We start from the raw sequence: 14,806 nt of genomic DNA on the forward strand, positions 1-14,806 counted from the left end.
CTCATGAATTAAATTGTTCTGGCCAGAAATGATATGGAGGCAGCAAAATAGGCGCCTTATTATCATTTCTATCAGGAAATCATGTTCGTTCAACGCCTGCGCCAGTTTTTCCCTTCCACTGTCACCCTGCTCGTGTTCGCCTCAGTACTGAGCGGCTGCGCGGCGACGCCGCCGCGCACCGCTGAGGAGGACCGCAATATCAAAAAAGTTGCCATCGTGTCGCTTCTCGAGGAAAAGACCCCGGTGGTGCACTTCGGCCTGACCGTGTTCAATAACGACCACAAGGTCGTCGATCAGAAAGGCGAATTGAATCGCACTGCCTTGCGCGTGGTGGAGCAACGCCTGCAAGCGGCCCGTCCGCAATGGTCGGTCGTGGCGGTCCCGCCCGATACCGCGCTGGCGGAAAAATTGAACGGCGGCACCCCCTGGATCTCCCTCACCCATCGCGTCAAGCCCGAATTGCAGGCGATTGCGGGCGACACCGGTGCCGACCTGGTGTTCGTGGTCCTCGATACCACCAGCGACAACCCCTATGCGCGCGGCATGGGCATCCGCACCAGGACCATGAACAAGGAAAACGTGGGTGCGGCCACCATCCATGCGCGCATCGTGCTGGCGCTGCTGGATAAGAATGGCGAGGAAATCCGGATGTCCGGCGGCCCGGACGGCAGCGTGCCTGCTACGGAAATCGGACTCAACTACGATTTGTCGAGCCTGCAGGACCCCGCCGTGGAGCAGCGTACTGCCGCAGCAATCCGCAAGCAGCTCGACACCACGCTGCAGCAAGCAGCCGGCAAAATGGGTTACTAATCACCCGCCGCCCTGCGCAGCAGCGGCGGCAATAGCGCTAGCGTGCGCGCGGTGGCGCCGCGGTGCTGGCTGGCGAATGCCAGAGCCCTGGCGCCCATGGCGCTGCACGCCTGCGCGTCGTTGAGCAGGCGCGCCGCCTGCTCCATCAGTTCGGGGGCGTCCACCACGCGCACGGCGCCGCCGGCGGCGACCGCCTCCTGCGTGACCAGTTCGAAATTGAAGGTGTGCGGGCCGATCAGTACCGGCTTGCCCAGCGCAGCCGGTTCGATCAGATTCTGGCCGCCCAGCGGCAGCAGGCTGCCGCCCACGAAAGCGACATCGCACACGTCGTAGTAAGCAAACATCTCGCCCATTGAGTCACCGAGCACCACGTCGATATGGGACGCCAGCGGCGCGCCCGTATCGATAGTGCTGCGCCGCTGTACATTCATTCCCTGCCATCCGATCATTTTTTCCACGTCGTCGAAGCGCTGCGGATGGCGCGGCACGATCAGCAACAAGGTCTTGGCCGGCAGCTGCGCGCGGTCGCGGCGGAAGGCTTCCAGGATCAGCGCTTCCTCGCCGTCGCGGGTGCTCGCGCACAGCAGCACCGGCCGTGCGCCGATGGCCGCGCGCAAGGTGGTGCCCACGGCCAGCGCCGCCGGCGGCACCACCACGTCGAACTTGATACTGCCGGTCACCTCCACGCGCGGCACGCCCAGCACGCGCACGCGGGCGGCATCGGCTGCGGTTTGCGCGGCCACCAGCGTGATGCCTTGCGCTGCCGCGCGGATCAGCGCGCCCAGGCGTTGTGCCTTGTCCAGCGACCGTTCCGACAGGCGGGCATTGGCCAGCACCACCGGCACGCCGCGCCGGCCGCACATGGCGATCAGGTTCGGCCACACCTCGGTTTCCATCAGGATGCATACCGACGGCTTGAAATGCCGGATGAAGCCGGACACCATTAAGCCGGTGTCGTACGGCAGGTACGACTGCACCAGCCGCGCGCCATGCCTGGCAAACAGGGTACGGCCGGTCTCGCGGCCGGTGGGCGTCATATGGGTGAGCACGACGCGGCTATCCGGATACGCGGCCAGCAGGGCGTCGACCAGCGGCTCCGAGGCGCGCGTCTCGCCCACCGAGACAGCGTGCACCCACAGTACTGGCGCCGCTGCGGAAGGTGCGGCCTTGCCATACAGCCCCAGGCGCTCGGCCCAGTGCTGGCGATAGCCCGGCTCGCGGCGGCCGCGCAGCCACAGCCGCGCCAGTACCAGCGGCAGGGCCAGCCACCACAGCAGCGTATAAAGCAGGCGCATCTCAGGTCCCTGCCAGCAGGGTGCGGGCAGCGTCCAGCACCTGCTCTACCGTCGGCGGCGTGCCGGTGTCGCCCAGGTTGATGATGCGTTGTGACCAGTTGCCCTCGGTCTTCCAGCGCGGCGAATCGGCGTAGATTTCCACCGTGGGCCGCATGAAAGCGGCAGCGATATGGGTCAGCCCGGTATCGACGCCAATCACCAGGTCGGCGCGGCGCGCCAGCAGCACCGCGTCCGCCATCGACAGCTTGGGCAGCAGCCGGGCATTGGGCAGGCTGGCGGCCAGGTGTTCGGCTTCCGCCTTTTCCTTGGGCGAACCCCACGGCAGCAGGATAGCCATGGGGGCCAGCGCACGGCCCAGGGCCATCCAGTGGTCGGGCGCCCATTTCTTGGCGTCGCGCGCGGTGCCGTGGAAGAACACGGCGTATGTGGGCGGCATCCAGTCGGGACGCGCGGTATCGTCCGCGAGCGGCGCCAGGCCGAAGTCGGCCGGCGTATCCACCGGGTAGCCGAGCGCGGCGCCAGCCACGATGCGCCCCCGCGCCACCGCGTGGGTGCGCGGGTCGGTCGGCACGCTGAGGTTGTGGAAGATGCGCGAGATGCCTTCGTAGCCCGAGCCTTCGCTGCCGTTGGCCATGCCGACCTTGCGCCCGCCCTTGACCACGCGCGCCGCGCCCATGATGACGCCGGTCTTGAGCAGGCCCTGGGTGTCGAACACGTAGTCATACTCTTGTGCGCGCAGGGTGCGGAAAAACGCCTTGATCTCGGCCCGCGTTTCAGGCTTGCCCAGGCTTTTGCGCCAGCGCCGCAGCGCAAACGGAATGATGGTGCGCACGCGCGGGTTGAGCCGCACCAGGCTGACAAAGCCCTCCTCCACCACCCAGTCGATATTGGCGTCCGGGAAGTGGCGGGCGATGTCGGCCACCATGGGCAGGTTGTGCAGCACATCGCCCAGCGACGACACGCGCACCAGCAAAATATTCAACGGCTTGCCGCCGCGCGCTTGCGTCGCCATGGGGCTAGAACGGCAGCTCGGCGTCCGGTTTTGCGGCCAGGATCACGTCGCGGAACTGGCCCTGGATGCGCGCCAGCGCGGCTGGTGTTTCGGCTTCGAACCGCATCACGATCACCGGCGTGGTGTTGGACGAACGCGCCAGTCCGAAGCCGTCTTCGTATTCCACGCGCAGGCCGTCGATGGTGATGATCTGCTTGTTGCCCGGGAACTGCGCGTTGGCGCGCAGGTGGTCCATGACGATGAAGTTCTCGCCTTCGGCCAGGTGCAGGTGCAGCTCGGGCGTGCTGTCGGACTGCGGCAGCGCGTTGAGCAGCGCCGACGGATCGGCCTGCTTGGTGAGAATTTCCAGCATGCGGGCGCCGGCGTACAGGCCGTCATCGAAACCGTACCAGCGGTCCTTGAAGAAGATATGGCCGCTCATTTCGCCGCCCAGTGGCGCGCCGGTTTCCTTGAGCTTGGCTTTTACCAGCGAGTGACCGGTCTTGTACATCAGCGGCACGCCGCCCGACTTCTCGATGTACGGCGCCAGGTGGCGCGTGCACTTGACGTCGTACAGGATCTGCGCACCAGGGTTACGCGACAACACATCTTCCGCGAACAACATCATCTGGCGGTCCGGGTAAATGATCTGGCCATCCTTGGTCACCAGGCCCAGGCGGTCGCCGTCGCCGTCGAAGGCCAGGCCGATTTCAGCGTCGGACTCCTGCAGTGCGCGGATCAGGTCTTGCAGGTTTTCCGGGTGGGCCGGATCGGGATGGTGGTTGGGGAAGGTGCCGTCCACTTCGCAGAACAGTTCGATCACTTCGCAACCCATACCACGGTACAGGTCGCCAGCAAATGCGCCAGCCACGCCGTTGCCGCAATCGACAGCGATCTTGATCGGACGCGCCACCTTGACGTCGCCGATGATGCGCTCGAGGTACTGGGCGCGGATGTCGTGGGTGGAATATTTGCCCGGCACTGGCGCCGAGGAACCGTCGTGATCGACGATGCTCTGGTACAGCGCGGTGATCGATTCACCGTGGATGGCCTCGCCGGCGAGCACCATCTTGAAACCGTTGTAGTCCGGAGGATTGTGGCTGCCGGTGACCATGATGCCGGAGGCCGCGCCCAGCACGTTGGTGCCAAAATACACCATCGGTGTGGCCACCACGCCCAGGTCGATCACGTTGACGCCGGCCGCTTGCAAGCCCTGCGCCAGCGCTGCGATCAGTGCCGGGCCCGACAGTCGACCGTCGCGGCCGATCACCACGGTTTGTTCGCCCTTGGCCAGGGCCGCCTGGCCGAAGGCCTGGCCGATCTGGCGCGCGACGCCCTCGTCGAGGGTTTTATCGATGATGCCGCGAATGTCGTAAGCCTTGAAGATCGTCTTGGATAAGGAAACCATAATGAATGTCAGTCGTGCCCTTGCTGGCGGTGCAAACCGTCAGAGAAGCGGGATTGGAAGGAACCCTGATGGGAAGTTGCGGCAGTGGCTAAAAACTTAACCACTTGATGTCAATGCCAGAATGCTGACATAGTAAGTGCGATGGCGGCGACAGGCAAGCCCCGGCGCCGTCTTGCCGGGACCGGCAGAGGGCGTCAGATTTTCAGGCCGGCGATATCGTTGCCGCCGTCCACCCAGTCCTTGACCCATTTCGGCTGGCGGCCGCGACCGGTCCACTGTTGCGAGGCGTCGGCCGGGTTGCGGTAGCGTGCTGCCACCGGTCCGGTACGGCCGCTGCGCACCGGGGCGGCGCCCAGCAGTTCCTTGAGCGGCAAACCGACGCTGCGCGCGATGGCGTGGATTTGCTCCAGCGCCTCCGAACGGTCCTGGCTGGCGCGCTGCTTCAGTTCGTCTTTTAACTGCTCCTGCAAATCACGTAATTGTGCAGAAGTTAATTTACTCAAGTCCATATTGATCCTTTAAGTGATGACTATATATTTTCACTGCCAAAATATATTACCCCAACATGGAAAAATTACGGTTTCTTATGCCTGATCATCCAGCGCGGCGCTTTAAAACGCACGATGCGCACATAAATCCAGATGTAACTGGCCATAAATACCAGGCAACACGCAATTAATACCGTGGTGTTATTCCAGAACAGCGTGGCCGGTATCACCGCCGACAGCGAAAACAGCCACAGATAAGGCGAGGTCAGCGAATTGCGGCGCACCAGTGCCCGCGCTTCCTTGCGCCCTACCGCCCACTGCACCACGCGCCGAAAAATCAGGCTGTGCAAATGTATGCCATCGGGAATTGCCGGTGACTTTCCACGTACAAACATTCTGCGATACACCGAGAACAGCGTTTCAAATGCCGGATAGATGAGTAACAGTGCCGCATACCAGGTCGACACCTCGGGATTGCGCATGACCAGCAACAGGGCCAGCTCGCCCAGCATGAAACCGATGAAATAGGCGCCGCCGTCGCCGAGAAAGATCAGCCCCACCGGGTAGTTCCAGATCAGGAAGCCGGCCGTGGCGCCGGCCACCATCAGTGCGGCCACCAGCACGAAGGTGTCGTTCACTTGCAGCGCGACATAGCCAAGCGACAGCAACATGCAAATGCACACCACGCTCGCCAGTCCATTGAAACCGTCGATGATATTGATGGCGTTGGCGATGCCCGAGACCGCCAGCACCGTGAGCGGCAGGGTGAACCACCAGTACCCCAGCGTCAGCACGGCAAATGGCCAGTCGATGCGGTCGATGCGGGCGTCGAGCAGGAAAAAGCCGAGCGCGGCAGCGGCCATGGTCAGCAGCAGGCGGCGCGCCGGGCTGACCCGGCCCGTGTAGTCTTCAACGATGCCGCCGGCGAACGCTACGGCCGAACACAGCAGCAAAGCCGCCAGCCACGATCCCATGGTGGGCACGCGCCAGATGGAAATGGCGGAGCTGAGCGCCACCGCCAGGAAAATCGACAGTCCGCCGATGCGCGCCACCCGGTGCGCATGCACCTTCTGCACGCCGGCGACGGCATCGAGCGCCGACCCATGCAGGCGTGACTCCTTGATCACCAGCAAGGTCAGGAGTGCGGAAGCGATAAAGCTCAACAAGAAAGAGAACATAGGTGGTCCATATTACCGAAGGCGCCTGCTACGTCGGACGGCTGGGTTGTCAGCACGTCAACTCGATTGTACCGGATAGCCGGCCACAGACACGTATCGGTGGAGATCTATGCGCAAAGCAAGGGAGAGTGGCGATGCGCGGCGCAAAAATGTGCGCCGCGATCTTAGCAGTGGAATATTGGTAAAGCTTGCTTGCTTACCAATCGATACAAACTCGCCAGGTTTGTAACGTGATGTTGCGGTAATGCCAGGTGATCAGCCCATGCAGAGATGCAGGGCCTGCTTCCAGTCGGGCAGGTGGCAGAAACGCGACACCAGGCGCTCCGACGACATCACCGAGTACTGTGGACGGCGGGCCGGAGTCGGGTAATCCGCGCTGCCGATAGGCAGCACGCGGCACGACAGCCCGGCCGCTTCGACGATGGCCTGGGTGAACTCGAACCAGGTGGTCTGGCCTTGTGCACTCAGGTGATAGACGCCGCTGTTCTGGCGCCACCAGTCGGCACCGGCTGGACCGGCCTGGGCCAGCACCAGGGCCGTGGTGTCGGCGATGGTGCGGCTCCAGGTCGGTGCGCCGTGCTGGTCGGCCACGACCTTCAATTCCTCGCGTTCCTTGGCCAGGCGCATCATGGTCAGCAGGAAGTTCTTGCCGCGCATGCCATACACCCAGCTGGTCCGGAAGATCAGGTGGTCGATGCCGGCAGCGGCAATCGCCTGCTCGCCGGCAAGCTTGCTGGCGCCATACACATTGAGCGGGCCGGTGGCATCGTCCTCGCCGCGCGGCGACGGGTCGCTGCCATCGAAAACGTAGTCGGTGGAGTAATGCACCATGGCCGCGCCCAGCAGTTTCGCTTCCTGCGCCATCAGGCCCGGGGCCTCCGCATTGACGCGGTAGGCCAGTTCCGGCTCGCTCTCGGCCTTGTCCACGGCGGTGTAGGCAGCCGGGTTGACGATCAGTTGCGGACGCACGGTGCGGATCACGTCGCGCACCTGGTCCAGGTTGGACAGGTCCATGACGTTGCGATCGACCGCCACGACGTCGCCCAGGCCCTGCAGGCTGCGGGCCAGTTCGTAACCGACCTGGCCGGTGCTACCGGTCAGCAGGATCTTCATGCGAAAACCTCGGCATCGGCCAGCAGCGATGCCACTTGATCCTTGCCGGACAATTGCGGTTCGCCATCGAGCGGCCAGTCGATGCCGATCGCCGGATCGTTCCACAACACCGCGCGCTCGAACTCCGGCGCCCAGTAATCGGTGGTCTTGTACAGGAACGAGGCGACCTCGGAGGTGACCACGAAGCCATGTGCGAAACCGGCCGGCACCCACAACTGGCGCTTGTTCTCGGCCGACAACTCGATGCCGAACCACTTGCCGAAGGTCGGCGAGCTCTTGCGCAGATCGACCGCGACGTCGAACACCGCGCCTTCGGTCACGCGCACCAGCTTGCCCTGGGCTTGCTGGATCTGGTAATGCAGGCCGCGCAACACGCCCTTGGCCGAACGCGAGTGATTGTCTTGCACGAAGACCGGATCGACGCCCGACAATTCCTTGAAACGGCGGGCGTTATAGCTTTCGAAAAAGTAGCCACGATCGTCGCCGAACACGCGTGGCTCCAGCACCAGCAAGCCAGGCAGATGAGTGGTCACAACGTTCATCTCGAGATAACCTTATCTTCCAGAATTTGCAGCAAGTACTGGCCGTAATTGTTTTTCTTGAGCGGCTCGGCCAGCTTGCGTACTTGCTCGGCGGTGATATAGCCCTTGCGGTAGGCGATTTCTTCAGGGCACGCAACTTTCAGGCCCTGGCGCTTTTCGATGGTGGCGATGAATTGCCCCGCTTCCAGCAGCGAGTCGTGGGTGCCGGTGTCGAGCCAGGCCATGCCGCGTCCCATCACTTCTACCTTGAGCTTGTTCTGCTCGAGGTAAACGCGGTTGACATCGGTAATTTCCAGCTCGCCGCGCGGCGACGGCTTGATGCTGGCGGCGATATCGCACACCTTGTTATCGTAGAAGTACAGGCCGGTGACAGCGTAGTTCGACTTGGGCTTGAGCGGCTTTTCCTCGATCGAGATGGCAGTGCGGCCGTCGTCGAACTCCACCACGCCGTAACGCTCGGGGTCTTGCACGTGGTAGGCGAACACGGTGGCGCCTGCTGGCTCCTCGCTGGCGCTGCGCAGCAGTGCGTCGAGGTCGTTGCCATAGTAAATGTTATCGCCGAGGATCAGCGCCGACGGCGCATCGCCGATGAATTCCTTGCCGATGATGAAGGCTTGCGCCAGGCCGTCCGGCGATGGCTGCACCGCATAGCTGAGCTTGATGCCCCACTGGCTGCCGTCGCCGAGCAAGTCCTGGAAACGCGGCGTGTCTTGCGGCGTCGAAATCAGCAGGATTTCGGTAATGCCGGCCAACATCAATACCGTCAGCGGATGATAGATCATCGGCTTGTCGTAGATGGGCAGCAATTGCTTGGAGACGGCCATGGTGACCGGGTACAGGCGGGTGCCGGAACCACCGGCCAGGATAATGCCCTTGCGGTTCAGGGGATTTTTCGCGACGCTCATTGCTGGCCTTCGCGGTTGAAGTAGTTGGTTTCCACCCAGTTGGCATAGCTGCCCGATTGCACATCGGTGACCCAGGCCTGGTTGTCGAGATACCACTGCACGGTCTTGGCGATGCCGGTCTGGAAGGTCTCGGCCGGCTTCCAGCCCAGTTCGCGCTCGAGCTTGCGGGCGTCGATGGCGTAACGACGGTCGTGGCCCGGACGGTCTTTGACATAGGTGATCTGGGCGCGGTAGCTGCTGCCATCGGCCTTCGGTTTTTGCTGGTCGAGCATGTCGCACAGGGTATGCACTACGCCGAGGTTGGCCATTTCGTTCCAGCCGCCCACGTTGTAGGTCTCGCCCAGGCGACCGGCTTCCAGCACGCGGCGGATCGCAGCGCAGTGGTCGCTTACGTACAGCCAGTCACGCACTTGCTGGCCATCGCCGTAAATCGGCAGCGGTTTGCCGGCCTGGGCGTTGGCGATGATCAGCGGGATCAGTTTTTCCGGGAAGTGGTACGGACCGTAGTTGTTCGAGCAGTTGGTAGTCACCACCGGCAGGCCGTACGTATGGAAGTACGAGCGTACCAGGTGGTCCGAGGCCGCTTTCGAAGCCGAATACGGGCTGTTGGGCGCAAACGCAGTGGTTTCGGTGAACGGCGCATCGTCCGGGCCCAGCGTGCCATACACTTCGTCAGTGGAGACGTGCAGGAAGCGGAAGTCCGCTTTCTCTGCTTCCGGCAGCGCCGACCAGTAGGCACGCGCCGCTTCGAGCAGGCTGAAGGTGCCGTTGATGTTGGTATTGATGAATTCGCCAGGTCCCAGGATCGAACGATCGACGTGGCTTTCGGCGGCGAAGTGCACCACCGCGCGTGGCTTGTGTTCCTGGAACAGTGCCAGGACCTGGGCCTGGTCGCAGATGTCGCCGCGCACGAAGATGTGGCGCGCATCCTGCTTCAGGGTGGCAAGATTATTCAGATTGCCGGCGTACGTGAGCTTGTCGAAGTTGACAACTGGCTCATCTGACTGGGCCAGCCAGTCGAGGACAAAATTCGAACCGATGAAGCCGGCACCACCTGTAACAAAAATCATTTAGTATCCTGCAGCAAGCGTTAGTTAATATTAGGCGATATTTTATGTGAAACTTCGGTGCAAATGGGAAAAAAGCCATCCTGGACACCGATTTACCCGCCATTTCAAATTCCCCAAACAACGAATAATGAGTATTTAATATGCAAACCTATGTCATCGGGGATCTGCAAGGCTGCCACGAGCAAGCGCTGTCCATGCTCGACCGCATCCGTGCGCATGCGGCCGAGTGCGGCAATATGGCGCCTGCCATCCTGTTTGCAGGCGACCTGATCAACCGGGGCCCCGACTCGCTGGCGACGCTGCGCCATGTGCGCCAACTGGCGCTGGCCAGCGGCGGGCGCATCGACAGCGTGCTCGGTAACCACGACCTGCACCTGCTGGCGGTGGCCTACGGCATCCGCGCCGAGCACAAGTCCGATACCCTGGCCGAGATTCTCGACGCCCCCGACCGCGACGAACTGATCGACTGGGTACGGCGCCGGCCGCTAGCGATCTCGGTCCACGCCGCTGGCCGCGAACACGTGCTGGTGCACGCCGGCCTGCTGCCGCAATGGAATGCGCAACAGGCGCTGGCCCTGGCCGGCGAAGTGCAGGCAATGCTGCGCGGTCCCGACCACGCCTTTGCAGAATTTTTGGCGCAGATGTACGGCAACGAGCCGGCCCAATGGTCGGATCAGTTGACCGGCGCCGACCGCCTGCGCTGCATCATCAACGCCATGACGCGGCTGCGTTTTTGCGATGCGGCAGGGGTGATGGACTTCAAGATGAAGGAAAGCGGCAAGGCCGATCCGTCGTCCGGCCTGATGCCGTGGTTCGAGGTGCCGGGCCGCCAGAGCGCAAACGCCACGGTGGTATTCGGCCACTGGTCGGCGCTGGGGCTGACCGTGCGCCCCGACCTGATCGGCCTCGACAGCGGCTGCGTGTGGGGCGGGCAGTTGTCGGCCATGTGCCTGGAAGACCGCAGCCTGCTGCAAGTGCAGTGTCCGCAGTTCCAGGAACCGGCCAAAAAGAAGGCTTAGTGGGAGGCGGAAGCCACGCCCAGTGCGCTGGCAACCGCCTGGTGCGCCACTTCGGCCAGTTCGCGCCGGTGCGCGCCGACGGTTACGATAGCCGGCATGATGGCCACGCGCGCGGTCACCGGCGGCCCGTCCAGGATCGCCACGATGCTCTCGGCAAACGTCATCTCGCCGATGAAATCGACCGAGTGGTGCAAGGCGCCGGCGGCGTCCACGTAGCGCAGCGCAAACGGCTGCACCGGCACCCGGGCGTCGATGGCGGCCTCGAACAGATTGGCGTGAAACGGCAGCAATTCGCCCTGTGACGCCGTCGTACCTTCGGGGAAGAACGCCACCCGTTCGCCGCGCTGCAAGGTCGTCACCAGTCCTTCGAAAATCAGGCGCAAGTCGCGCCGGTTACCGCGCGCGATAAAGACGGTGCCGGCCTTCTGCGCCAGCCACCCGGCCAGCGGCCACGACCGGATCTCGGCCTTGGCCACGAAATGGCTGGGGTACAGGCTGTGGATCACGAAAATATCGAGCCACGAGACGTGGTTCGACACCACCATCGCCTGCGACAGCACCGGCGCCGGCGCGGCAGCGCTGACACCGCCGTCCTGCACCACCTTCACATTACACAACGATAGCAACTGGCGCGACCAGCGGCGGATGTGGCCGTTGCGCCGCTCCTGCCCCAGCCACGGGAACACGACGGCGCAAATCGCCATGCCCTGCAGCACGTGCGTGAGCACGCGCGCCAGGCGCAACATGGTGGAAACCTTCATGCCATCAAGAACGCTGGAACGCGACGTGACCCGCCACGATGGTCGTGCGCACCTGCCCGCCCAGGTTGTAGCCGAGGAAAGGCGTATGCTTGCCCTGGCTGGCCAGGGCCGCCGCTTCCACCGTCCAGTGCGCTTCCGGATCGAACACCACCACGTCGGCCACCGCGCCCACCGACAAGGTGCCGGCAGCCAGTCCCGCCACGCGGGCCGGCTCGGACGTGATGCGGGCGATCGCCCGCGCCAGCGGACGCATGCCGCCGGTATTTTGCTGGGCGGCGTAATCGGTGGCCCATTTCAGGCTCAGCGACAGCAGCAGTTCCAGCCCGGTAGCACCTGGCGAAGCTTCGCCGAACGGCAGCAGTTTCTCGTCGTCGTCCACCGGCGTATGGTCCGAGCACAGCGCGTCGATGGTGCCGTCGAGCAGGCCCAGGCGGATCGCATCGCGGTCGCGCTGGCTGCGGAACGGTGGCGTCATGCGCGCGTTGGAGTCGAAGAAGCCGATGTCGGCATCGGTCATGTGCACGTGGTGGGCGCCGACGTCGCACGTGACCGGCAAGCCTTCGGCCTTGGCGCCACGGATCAGCTCGAGACCGGCAGCCGACGAAATACGGCACAGGTGCACGCGCGCGCCGGTAGAGCGCATCAGCTCGAAAATCGTGTGCAGGGCGATGGTTTCGGACATGACCGGCACGCCGGACAGGCCCAGGCGCGAAGCCAGCGGACCGCTGGCAGCAATGCCGCCCCGGCCGATATGCGCATCCTGTGGACGCAGCCACACGGTGAAGCCGAACGTGGCCGCGTATTGCAGTGCGCGCAGCAGCACGTTGGTGTCTTCGATCACTTCCTCGGCCTGCGAAAAGCCGATGCAGCCCGATTCGGTCAGCTCGGCCATTTCGGTCAGCGCCTTGCCTTTCAAGCCCATAGTCAGCGCGCCCAGCGGGTGCACGTGGGCTTGGTTCAGCGAGCGGGCGCGGTGCTTCAGCATTTCCACCAGGCCAGGTTCGTCCAGCACCGGGTCGGTGTCGGGCGGGCACACCAGGCTGGTCACGCCGCCTTGCATGGCGGCCTGCATTTCCGAGTCCAGCGTGGCCTTGTATTCGTAGCCCGGTTCGCGCAGGCGCGCGGCCAGATCGACAAAACCGGGGACAACCACCAGGCCGGCGGCATCGATGGTCTGGTCGGCGGCAAAACCTTGCGGCGCGGTGCCAATGGCGGCAATCTTGCCATCGACAATGTACAGGTCGTGCTGGCCGTCGATGCCGTTGGCCGGGTCGATCACCTGGCCGTTTTTGATAACAATGTTTTTCATACCTGCGCTCATCCCTGCGTACCTGCCACGATGCTCATCACCGCCATGCGGACGGCGATCCCGAAAGTTACTTGCGGCAAAATCACCGCTTGCGCGCCATCGGCCACGGCCGAATCGATTTCCACGCCACGGTTCATCGGACCGGGGTGCATCACGATGGCGTCGGGCTTGGCCAGCGCCAGGCGCTCGGGTGTCAGACCGTAGCTCTTGAAGTATTCCTGCGCCGACGGCAGCAGCGCACCGCTCATGCGCTCGTTTTGCAGGCGCAGCATGATGATCACATCGACGTCCTTCAAGCCTTCATCCATGTTGGTGAAGGTGCGTACGCCCATTTGCTCGAGGCCGCCCGGCAGCAGGGTGTGCGGGCCGATCGCGCGCACTTCCGGCACGCCCAGCGTGGTCAGGGCGTGGATATCGGAGCGCGCTACCCGGCTGTGCAGGATGTCGCCCACGATGGCCACGCGCAAATTCGTAAAATCTTTCTTGTAGTGGCGGATCGTGTACATGTCCAGCAGCCCCTGAGTGGGGTGGGCGTGGCGGCCGTCACCGGCGTTGACCACGTGCACGTGCGACTGCTTGGTTTCCATCAGGTGCTTGGCGATCAGGTACGGCGCGCCCGACTGCGCGTGGCGCACCACGAACATGTCGGCGTGCATGGCCGACAGGTTGTCGATGGTGTCGAGCAGCGATTCGCCCTTACTGGCCGACGAGGCCTGGATGTTCAGGTTGATCACGTCGGCCGACAGGCGCTTGGCGGCGATCTCGAACGTGGTGCGGGTGCGGGTGGAGTTCTCGAAGAACAGGTTGAACACCGATTTGCCGCGCATCAGCGGTACTTTTTTCACATCGCGGTCGGAAATGCCGACGAACGACGAGGCGGTATCGAGGATGTGATTGAGGATGGACTTGGGCAGTCCCTCGATCGACAGCAGGTGCTGCAGTTCGCCGTGTTTGTTCAGTTGCGGATTGAGCATGGTGAATGGGCGTAGAGTTAAGCGTAGGGTTATACGTGATCGATGGTTAACGTGAATTGTCCGCCGTCGGCGCGCTTGAGCACCAGCGCCTGCCCTTTCTGCACGGTGACATGGGCGGCCACGAAATCGGCCGCGACCGGCAGTTGCCGTTCGCCGCGATCGACCAGGGCGGCAAGCATGATGCGCGCCGGGCGGCCGTAGTCGAACAGCTCGTTGATCGCGGCGCGCGTGGTGCGGCCCGTGTACAGCACGTCATCGACCAGCAGGATGTTGGCGGCGGCCACATCGAAAGTGATGTTGGTGGGCTTGACCTCGGCCGGCAGGCCTTTCTTGGCGTAGTCGTCGCGGTAGAACGAGACGTCGAGCACGCCGCAGCGCGCGGACAGGCCCAGGTCGGCCGCCAGGCGTTCGGCGATCCAGGCGCCGCCGGAGTGGATGCCGACGATGGCGACATCGGACACGCCGGCCAGGCCGGCTTTGACGTCGGCCAGCAGCGTCGCATACAACGCTTCGGCATCGAGTTGGTTGGGGTTGATTGTAGGCATGGTCAGTTGGCGTCGAAATATTGTTGCAGGATGATGGCAGCCGCGCGGTCGTCGATGACCTCGCCACGCCTGGCGCTGATCACGGCGGAGGTATAGCGCTCGTCCACCAGCTCCACCGGCAGGTTGAAGCGGCCGTGCAGCTGGTTGGCGAACTTGCGTGCGCGCGCCGTCATGTCGTGGGGCGTGCCGTCCGGGTGCATCGGCAGGCCGACGACCAGCAGCGTGGGCTGCCACTCGTCGAGCAGGGTTTGAATTGCGGCAAAGCGGGTGGCGTTGTCGATGGCGGCAATGACCTTGACGGGCGTGGCCTGGCGGATCAGGGTATTGCCCATGGCCACGCCGATGCGTTTGACGCCGAAATCGAAGGCAAAAATGGTGTCAGCGTTCACAGGACCAAC

Annotated in this window: 16 protein-coding genes; 2 read left to right on the forward strand and 14 right to left on the reverse strand. The window is 63.6% G+C overall.

Annotated elements, in window-relative coordinates; translation table 11 throughout:
- The first annotated feature begins 81 nt into the window (after nt 1-81).
- Nucleotides 82-810, forward strand: a complete 729-nt coding sequence (locus tag ASF04_RS02035; RefSeq protein WP_056137685.1) for a hypothetical protein — start codon at nt 82-84, stop codon at nt 808-810.
- Here the strand turns inward: ASF04_RS02035 and waaA are convergent.
- From waaA to rfbB, 9 genes are all read right to left on the reverse strand, one after another.
- Nucleotides 807-2,105, reverse strand: coding sequence for a lipid IV(A) 3-deoxy-D-manno-octulosonic acid transferase (gene waaA / locus ASF04_RS02040; RefSeq protein WP_056137687.1), 1,299 nt, complete (start codon nt 2,103-2,105; stop codon nt 807-809). The two genes, ASF04_RS02035 and waaA, sit on opposite strands and share 4 nt — an antisense overlap.
- Before the next feature lies 1 nt (nt 2,106).
- A complete protein-coding gene (gene waaC / locus ASF04_RS02045; protein ID WP_056137688.1) occupies nt 2,107-3,117 on the reverse strand; it encodes a lipopolysaccharide heptosyltransferase I in 1,011 nt (336 codons plus the stop codon).
- 4 nt (nt 3,118-3,121) lie between these two features.
- Nucleotides 3,122-4,504: a phosphomannomutase/phosphoglucomutase gene (locus ASF04_RS02050; protein WP_056137690.1), complete on the reverse strand. Its 1,383-nt coding sequence runs from the start codon at nt 4,502-4,504 to the stop codon at nt 3,122-3,124.
- 194 nt (nt 4,505-4,698) lie between these two features.
- Entirely contained in the window at nt 4,699-5,013 is a 315-nt protein-coding gene (locus tag ASF04_RS02055) for an H-NS family nucleoid-associated regulatory protein (protein WP_056137692.1), read from the reverse strand.
- 65 nt (nt 5,014-5,078) lie between these two features.
- Nucleotides 5,079-6,170, reverse strand: a complete 1,092-nt coding sequence (locus ASF04_RS02060) for a glycosyltransferase (RefSeq protein WP_056137694.1) — start codon at nt 6,168-6,170, stop codon at nt 5,079-5,081.
- 255 nt (nt 6,171-6,425) lie between these two features.
- On the reverse strand, nt 6,426-7,283 hold the full coding sequence (rfbD, locus tag ASF04_RS02065) for a dTDP-4-dehydrorhamnose reductase (protein WP_056137696.1): 858 nt from the start codon (nt 7,281-7,283) through the stop codon (nt 6,426-6,428).
- Entirely contained in the window at nt 7,280-7,825 is a 546-nt protein-coding gene (gene rfbC / locus ASF04_RS02070; RefSeq protein WP_056137697.1) for a dTDP-4-dehydrorhamnose 3,5-epimerase, read from the reverse strand. Before rfbC ends, rfbD begins: the two co-directional genes overlap by 4 nt.
- Nucleotides 7,822-8,730, reverse strand: coding sequence for a glucose-1-phosphate thymidylyltransferase RfbA (gene rfbA, locus ASF04_RS02075; RefSeq protein WP_056137700.1), 909 nt, complete (start codon nt 8,728-8,730; stop codon nt 7,822-7,824). Before rfbA ends, rfbC begins: the two co-directional genes overlap by 4 nt.
- A complete protein-coding gene (gene rfbB / locus ASF04_RS02080) occupies nt 8,727-9,800 on the reverse strand; it encodes a dTDP-glucose 4,6-dehydratase (protein WP_056137701.1) in 1,074 nt (357 codons plus the stop codon). Before rfbB ends, rfbA begins: the two co-directional genes overlap by 4 nt.
- Before the next feature lie 140 nt (nt 9,801-9,940).
- On the opposite strand from rfbB, the gene ASF04_RS02085 reads away from it, so the two are divergent.
- Nucleotides 9,941-10,819: a symmetrical bis(5'-nucleosyl)-tetraphosphatase gene (locus ASF04_RS02085; RefSeq protein WP_056137705.1), complete on the forward strand. Its 879-nt coding sequence runs from the start codon at nt 9,941-9,943 to the stop codon at nt 10,817-10,819.
- Here ASF04_RS02085 and ASF04_RS02090 read toward each other — a convergent pair.
- From ASF04_RS02090 to ruvX, 5 genes are read right to left on the reverse strand one after another with little or no spacing between them, the layout of a single operon-like run.
- Nucleotides 10,816-11,580 carry a 1-acyl-sn-glycerol-3-phosphate acyltransferase gene (locus ASF04_RS02090; RefSeq protein ID WP_056137707.1) on the reverse strand — a complete coding sequence of 255 codons (765 nt, stop codon included), beginning with the start codon at nt 11,578-11,580 and terminating at the stop codon, nt 10,816-10,818. The two genes, ASF04_RS02085 and ASF04_RS02090, sit on opposite strands and share 4 nt — an antisense overlap.
- 4 nt (nt 11,581-11,584) lie before the next feature.
- On the reverse strand, nt 11,585-12,889 hold the full coding sequence (locus ASF04_RS02095) for a dihydroorotase (RefSeq protein WP_056137709.1): 1,305 nt from the start codon (nt 12,887-12,889) through the stop codon (nt 11,585-11,587).
- A gap of 8 nt (nt 12,890-12,897) precedes the next feature.
- Nucleotides 12,898-13,863, reverse strand: a complete 966-nt coding sequence (locus ASF04_RS02100; RefSeq protein ID WP_019921341.1) for an aspartate carbamoyltransferase catalytic subunit — start codon at nt 13,861-13,863, stop codon at nt 12,898-12,900.
- Nucleotides 13,864-13,892: 29 nt separating this feature from the next.
- Nucleotides 13,893-14,408, reverse strand: coding sequence for a bifunctional pyr operon transcriptional regulator/uracil phosphoribosyltransferase PyrR (pyrR, locus tag ASF04_RS02105; RefSeq protein WP_056137711.1), 516 nt, complete (start codon nt 14,406-14,408; stop codon nt 13,893-13,895).
- Between the two features lie 2 nt (nt 14,409-14,410).
- Nucleotides 14,411-14,797, reverse strand: a complete 387-nt coding sequence (ruvX, locus tag ASF04_RS02110) for a Holliday junction resolvase RuvX (RefSeq protein ID WP_056137713.1) — start codon at nt 14,795-14,797, stop codon at nt 14,411-14,413.
- Nucleotides 14,798-14,806 lie beyond the last annotated feature (9 nt).

Source organism: Duganella sp. Leaf61 (assembly GCF_001421905.1).
GTDB lineage: Bacteria > Pseudomonadota > Gammaproteobacteria > Burkholderiales > Burkholderiaceae_D > Rugamonas > Rugamonas zoogloeoides.

What these genes read in the sequence shown, in the direction of transcription:
- ASF04_RS02035 (WP_056137685.1), top strand. Translation starts at nt 82, where the DNA reads ATGTTCGTTCAACGCCTGCGCCAGTTTTTCCCTTCCACTGTCACCCTG.
- waaA (WP_056137687.1), bottom strand. Translation starts at nt 2,105, where the DNA reads ATGCGCCTGCTTTATACGCTGCTGTGGTGGCTGGCCCTGCCGCTGGTA.
- waaC (WP_056137688.1), bottom strand. Translation starts at nt 3,117, where the DNA reads ATGGCGACGCAAGCGCGCGGCGGCAAGCCGTTGAATATTTTGCTGGTG.
- ASF04_RS02050 (WP_056137690.1), bottom strand. Translation starts at nt 4,504, where the DNA reads ATGGTTTCCTTATCCAAGACGATCTTCAAGGCTTACGACATTCGCGGC.
- ASF04_RS02055 (WP_056137692.1), bottom strand. Translation starts at nt 5,013, where the DNA reads ATGGACTTGAGTAAATTAACTTCTGCACAATTACGTGATTTGCAGGAG.
- ASF04_RS02060 (WP_056137694.1), bottom strand. Translation starts at nt 6,170, where the DNA reads ATGTTCTCTTTCTTGTTGAGCTTTATCGCTTCCGCACTCCTGACCTTG.
- rfbD (WP_056137696.1), bottom strand. Translation starts at nt 7,283, where the DNA reads ATGAAGATCCTGCTGACCGGTAGCACCGGCCAGGTCGGTTACGAACTG.
- rfbC (WP_056137697.1), bottom strand. Translation starts at nt 7,825, where the DNA reads ATGAACGTTGTGACCACTCATCTGCCTGGCTTGCTGGTGCTGGAGCCA.
- rfbA (WP_056137700.1), bottom strand. Translation starts at nt 8,730, where the DNA reads ATGAGCGTCGCGAAAAATCCCCTGAACCGCAAGGGCATTATCCTGGCC.
- rfbB (WP_056137701.1), bottom strand. Translation starts at nt 9,800, where the DNA reads ATGATTTTTGTTACAGGTGGTGCCGGCTTCATCGGTTCGAATTTTGTC.
- ASF04_RS02085 (WP_056137705.1), top strand. Translation starts at nt 9,941, where the DNA reads ATGCAAACCTATGTCATCGGGGATCTGCAAGGCTGCCACGAGCAAGCG.
- ASF04_RS02090 (WP_056137707.1), bottom strand. Translation starts at nt 11,580, where the DNA reads ATGAAGGTTTCCACCATGTTGCGCCTGGCGCGCGTGCTCACGCACGTG.
- ASF04_RS02095 (WP_056137709.1), bottom strand. Translation starts at nt 12,889, where the DNA reads ATGAAAAACATTGTTATCAAAAACGGCCAGGTGATCGACCCGGCCAAC.
- ASF04_RS02100 (WP_019921341.1), bottom strand. Translation starts at nt 13,863, where the DNA reads ATGCTCAATCCGCAACTGAACAAACACGGCGAACTGCAGCACCTGCTG.
- pyrR (WP_056137711.1), bottom strand. Translation starts at nt 14,408, where the DNA reads ATGCCTACAATCAACCCCAACCAACTCGATGCCGAAGCGTTGTATGCG.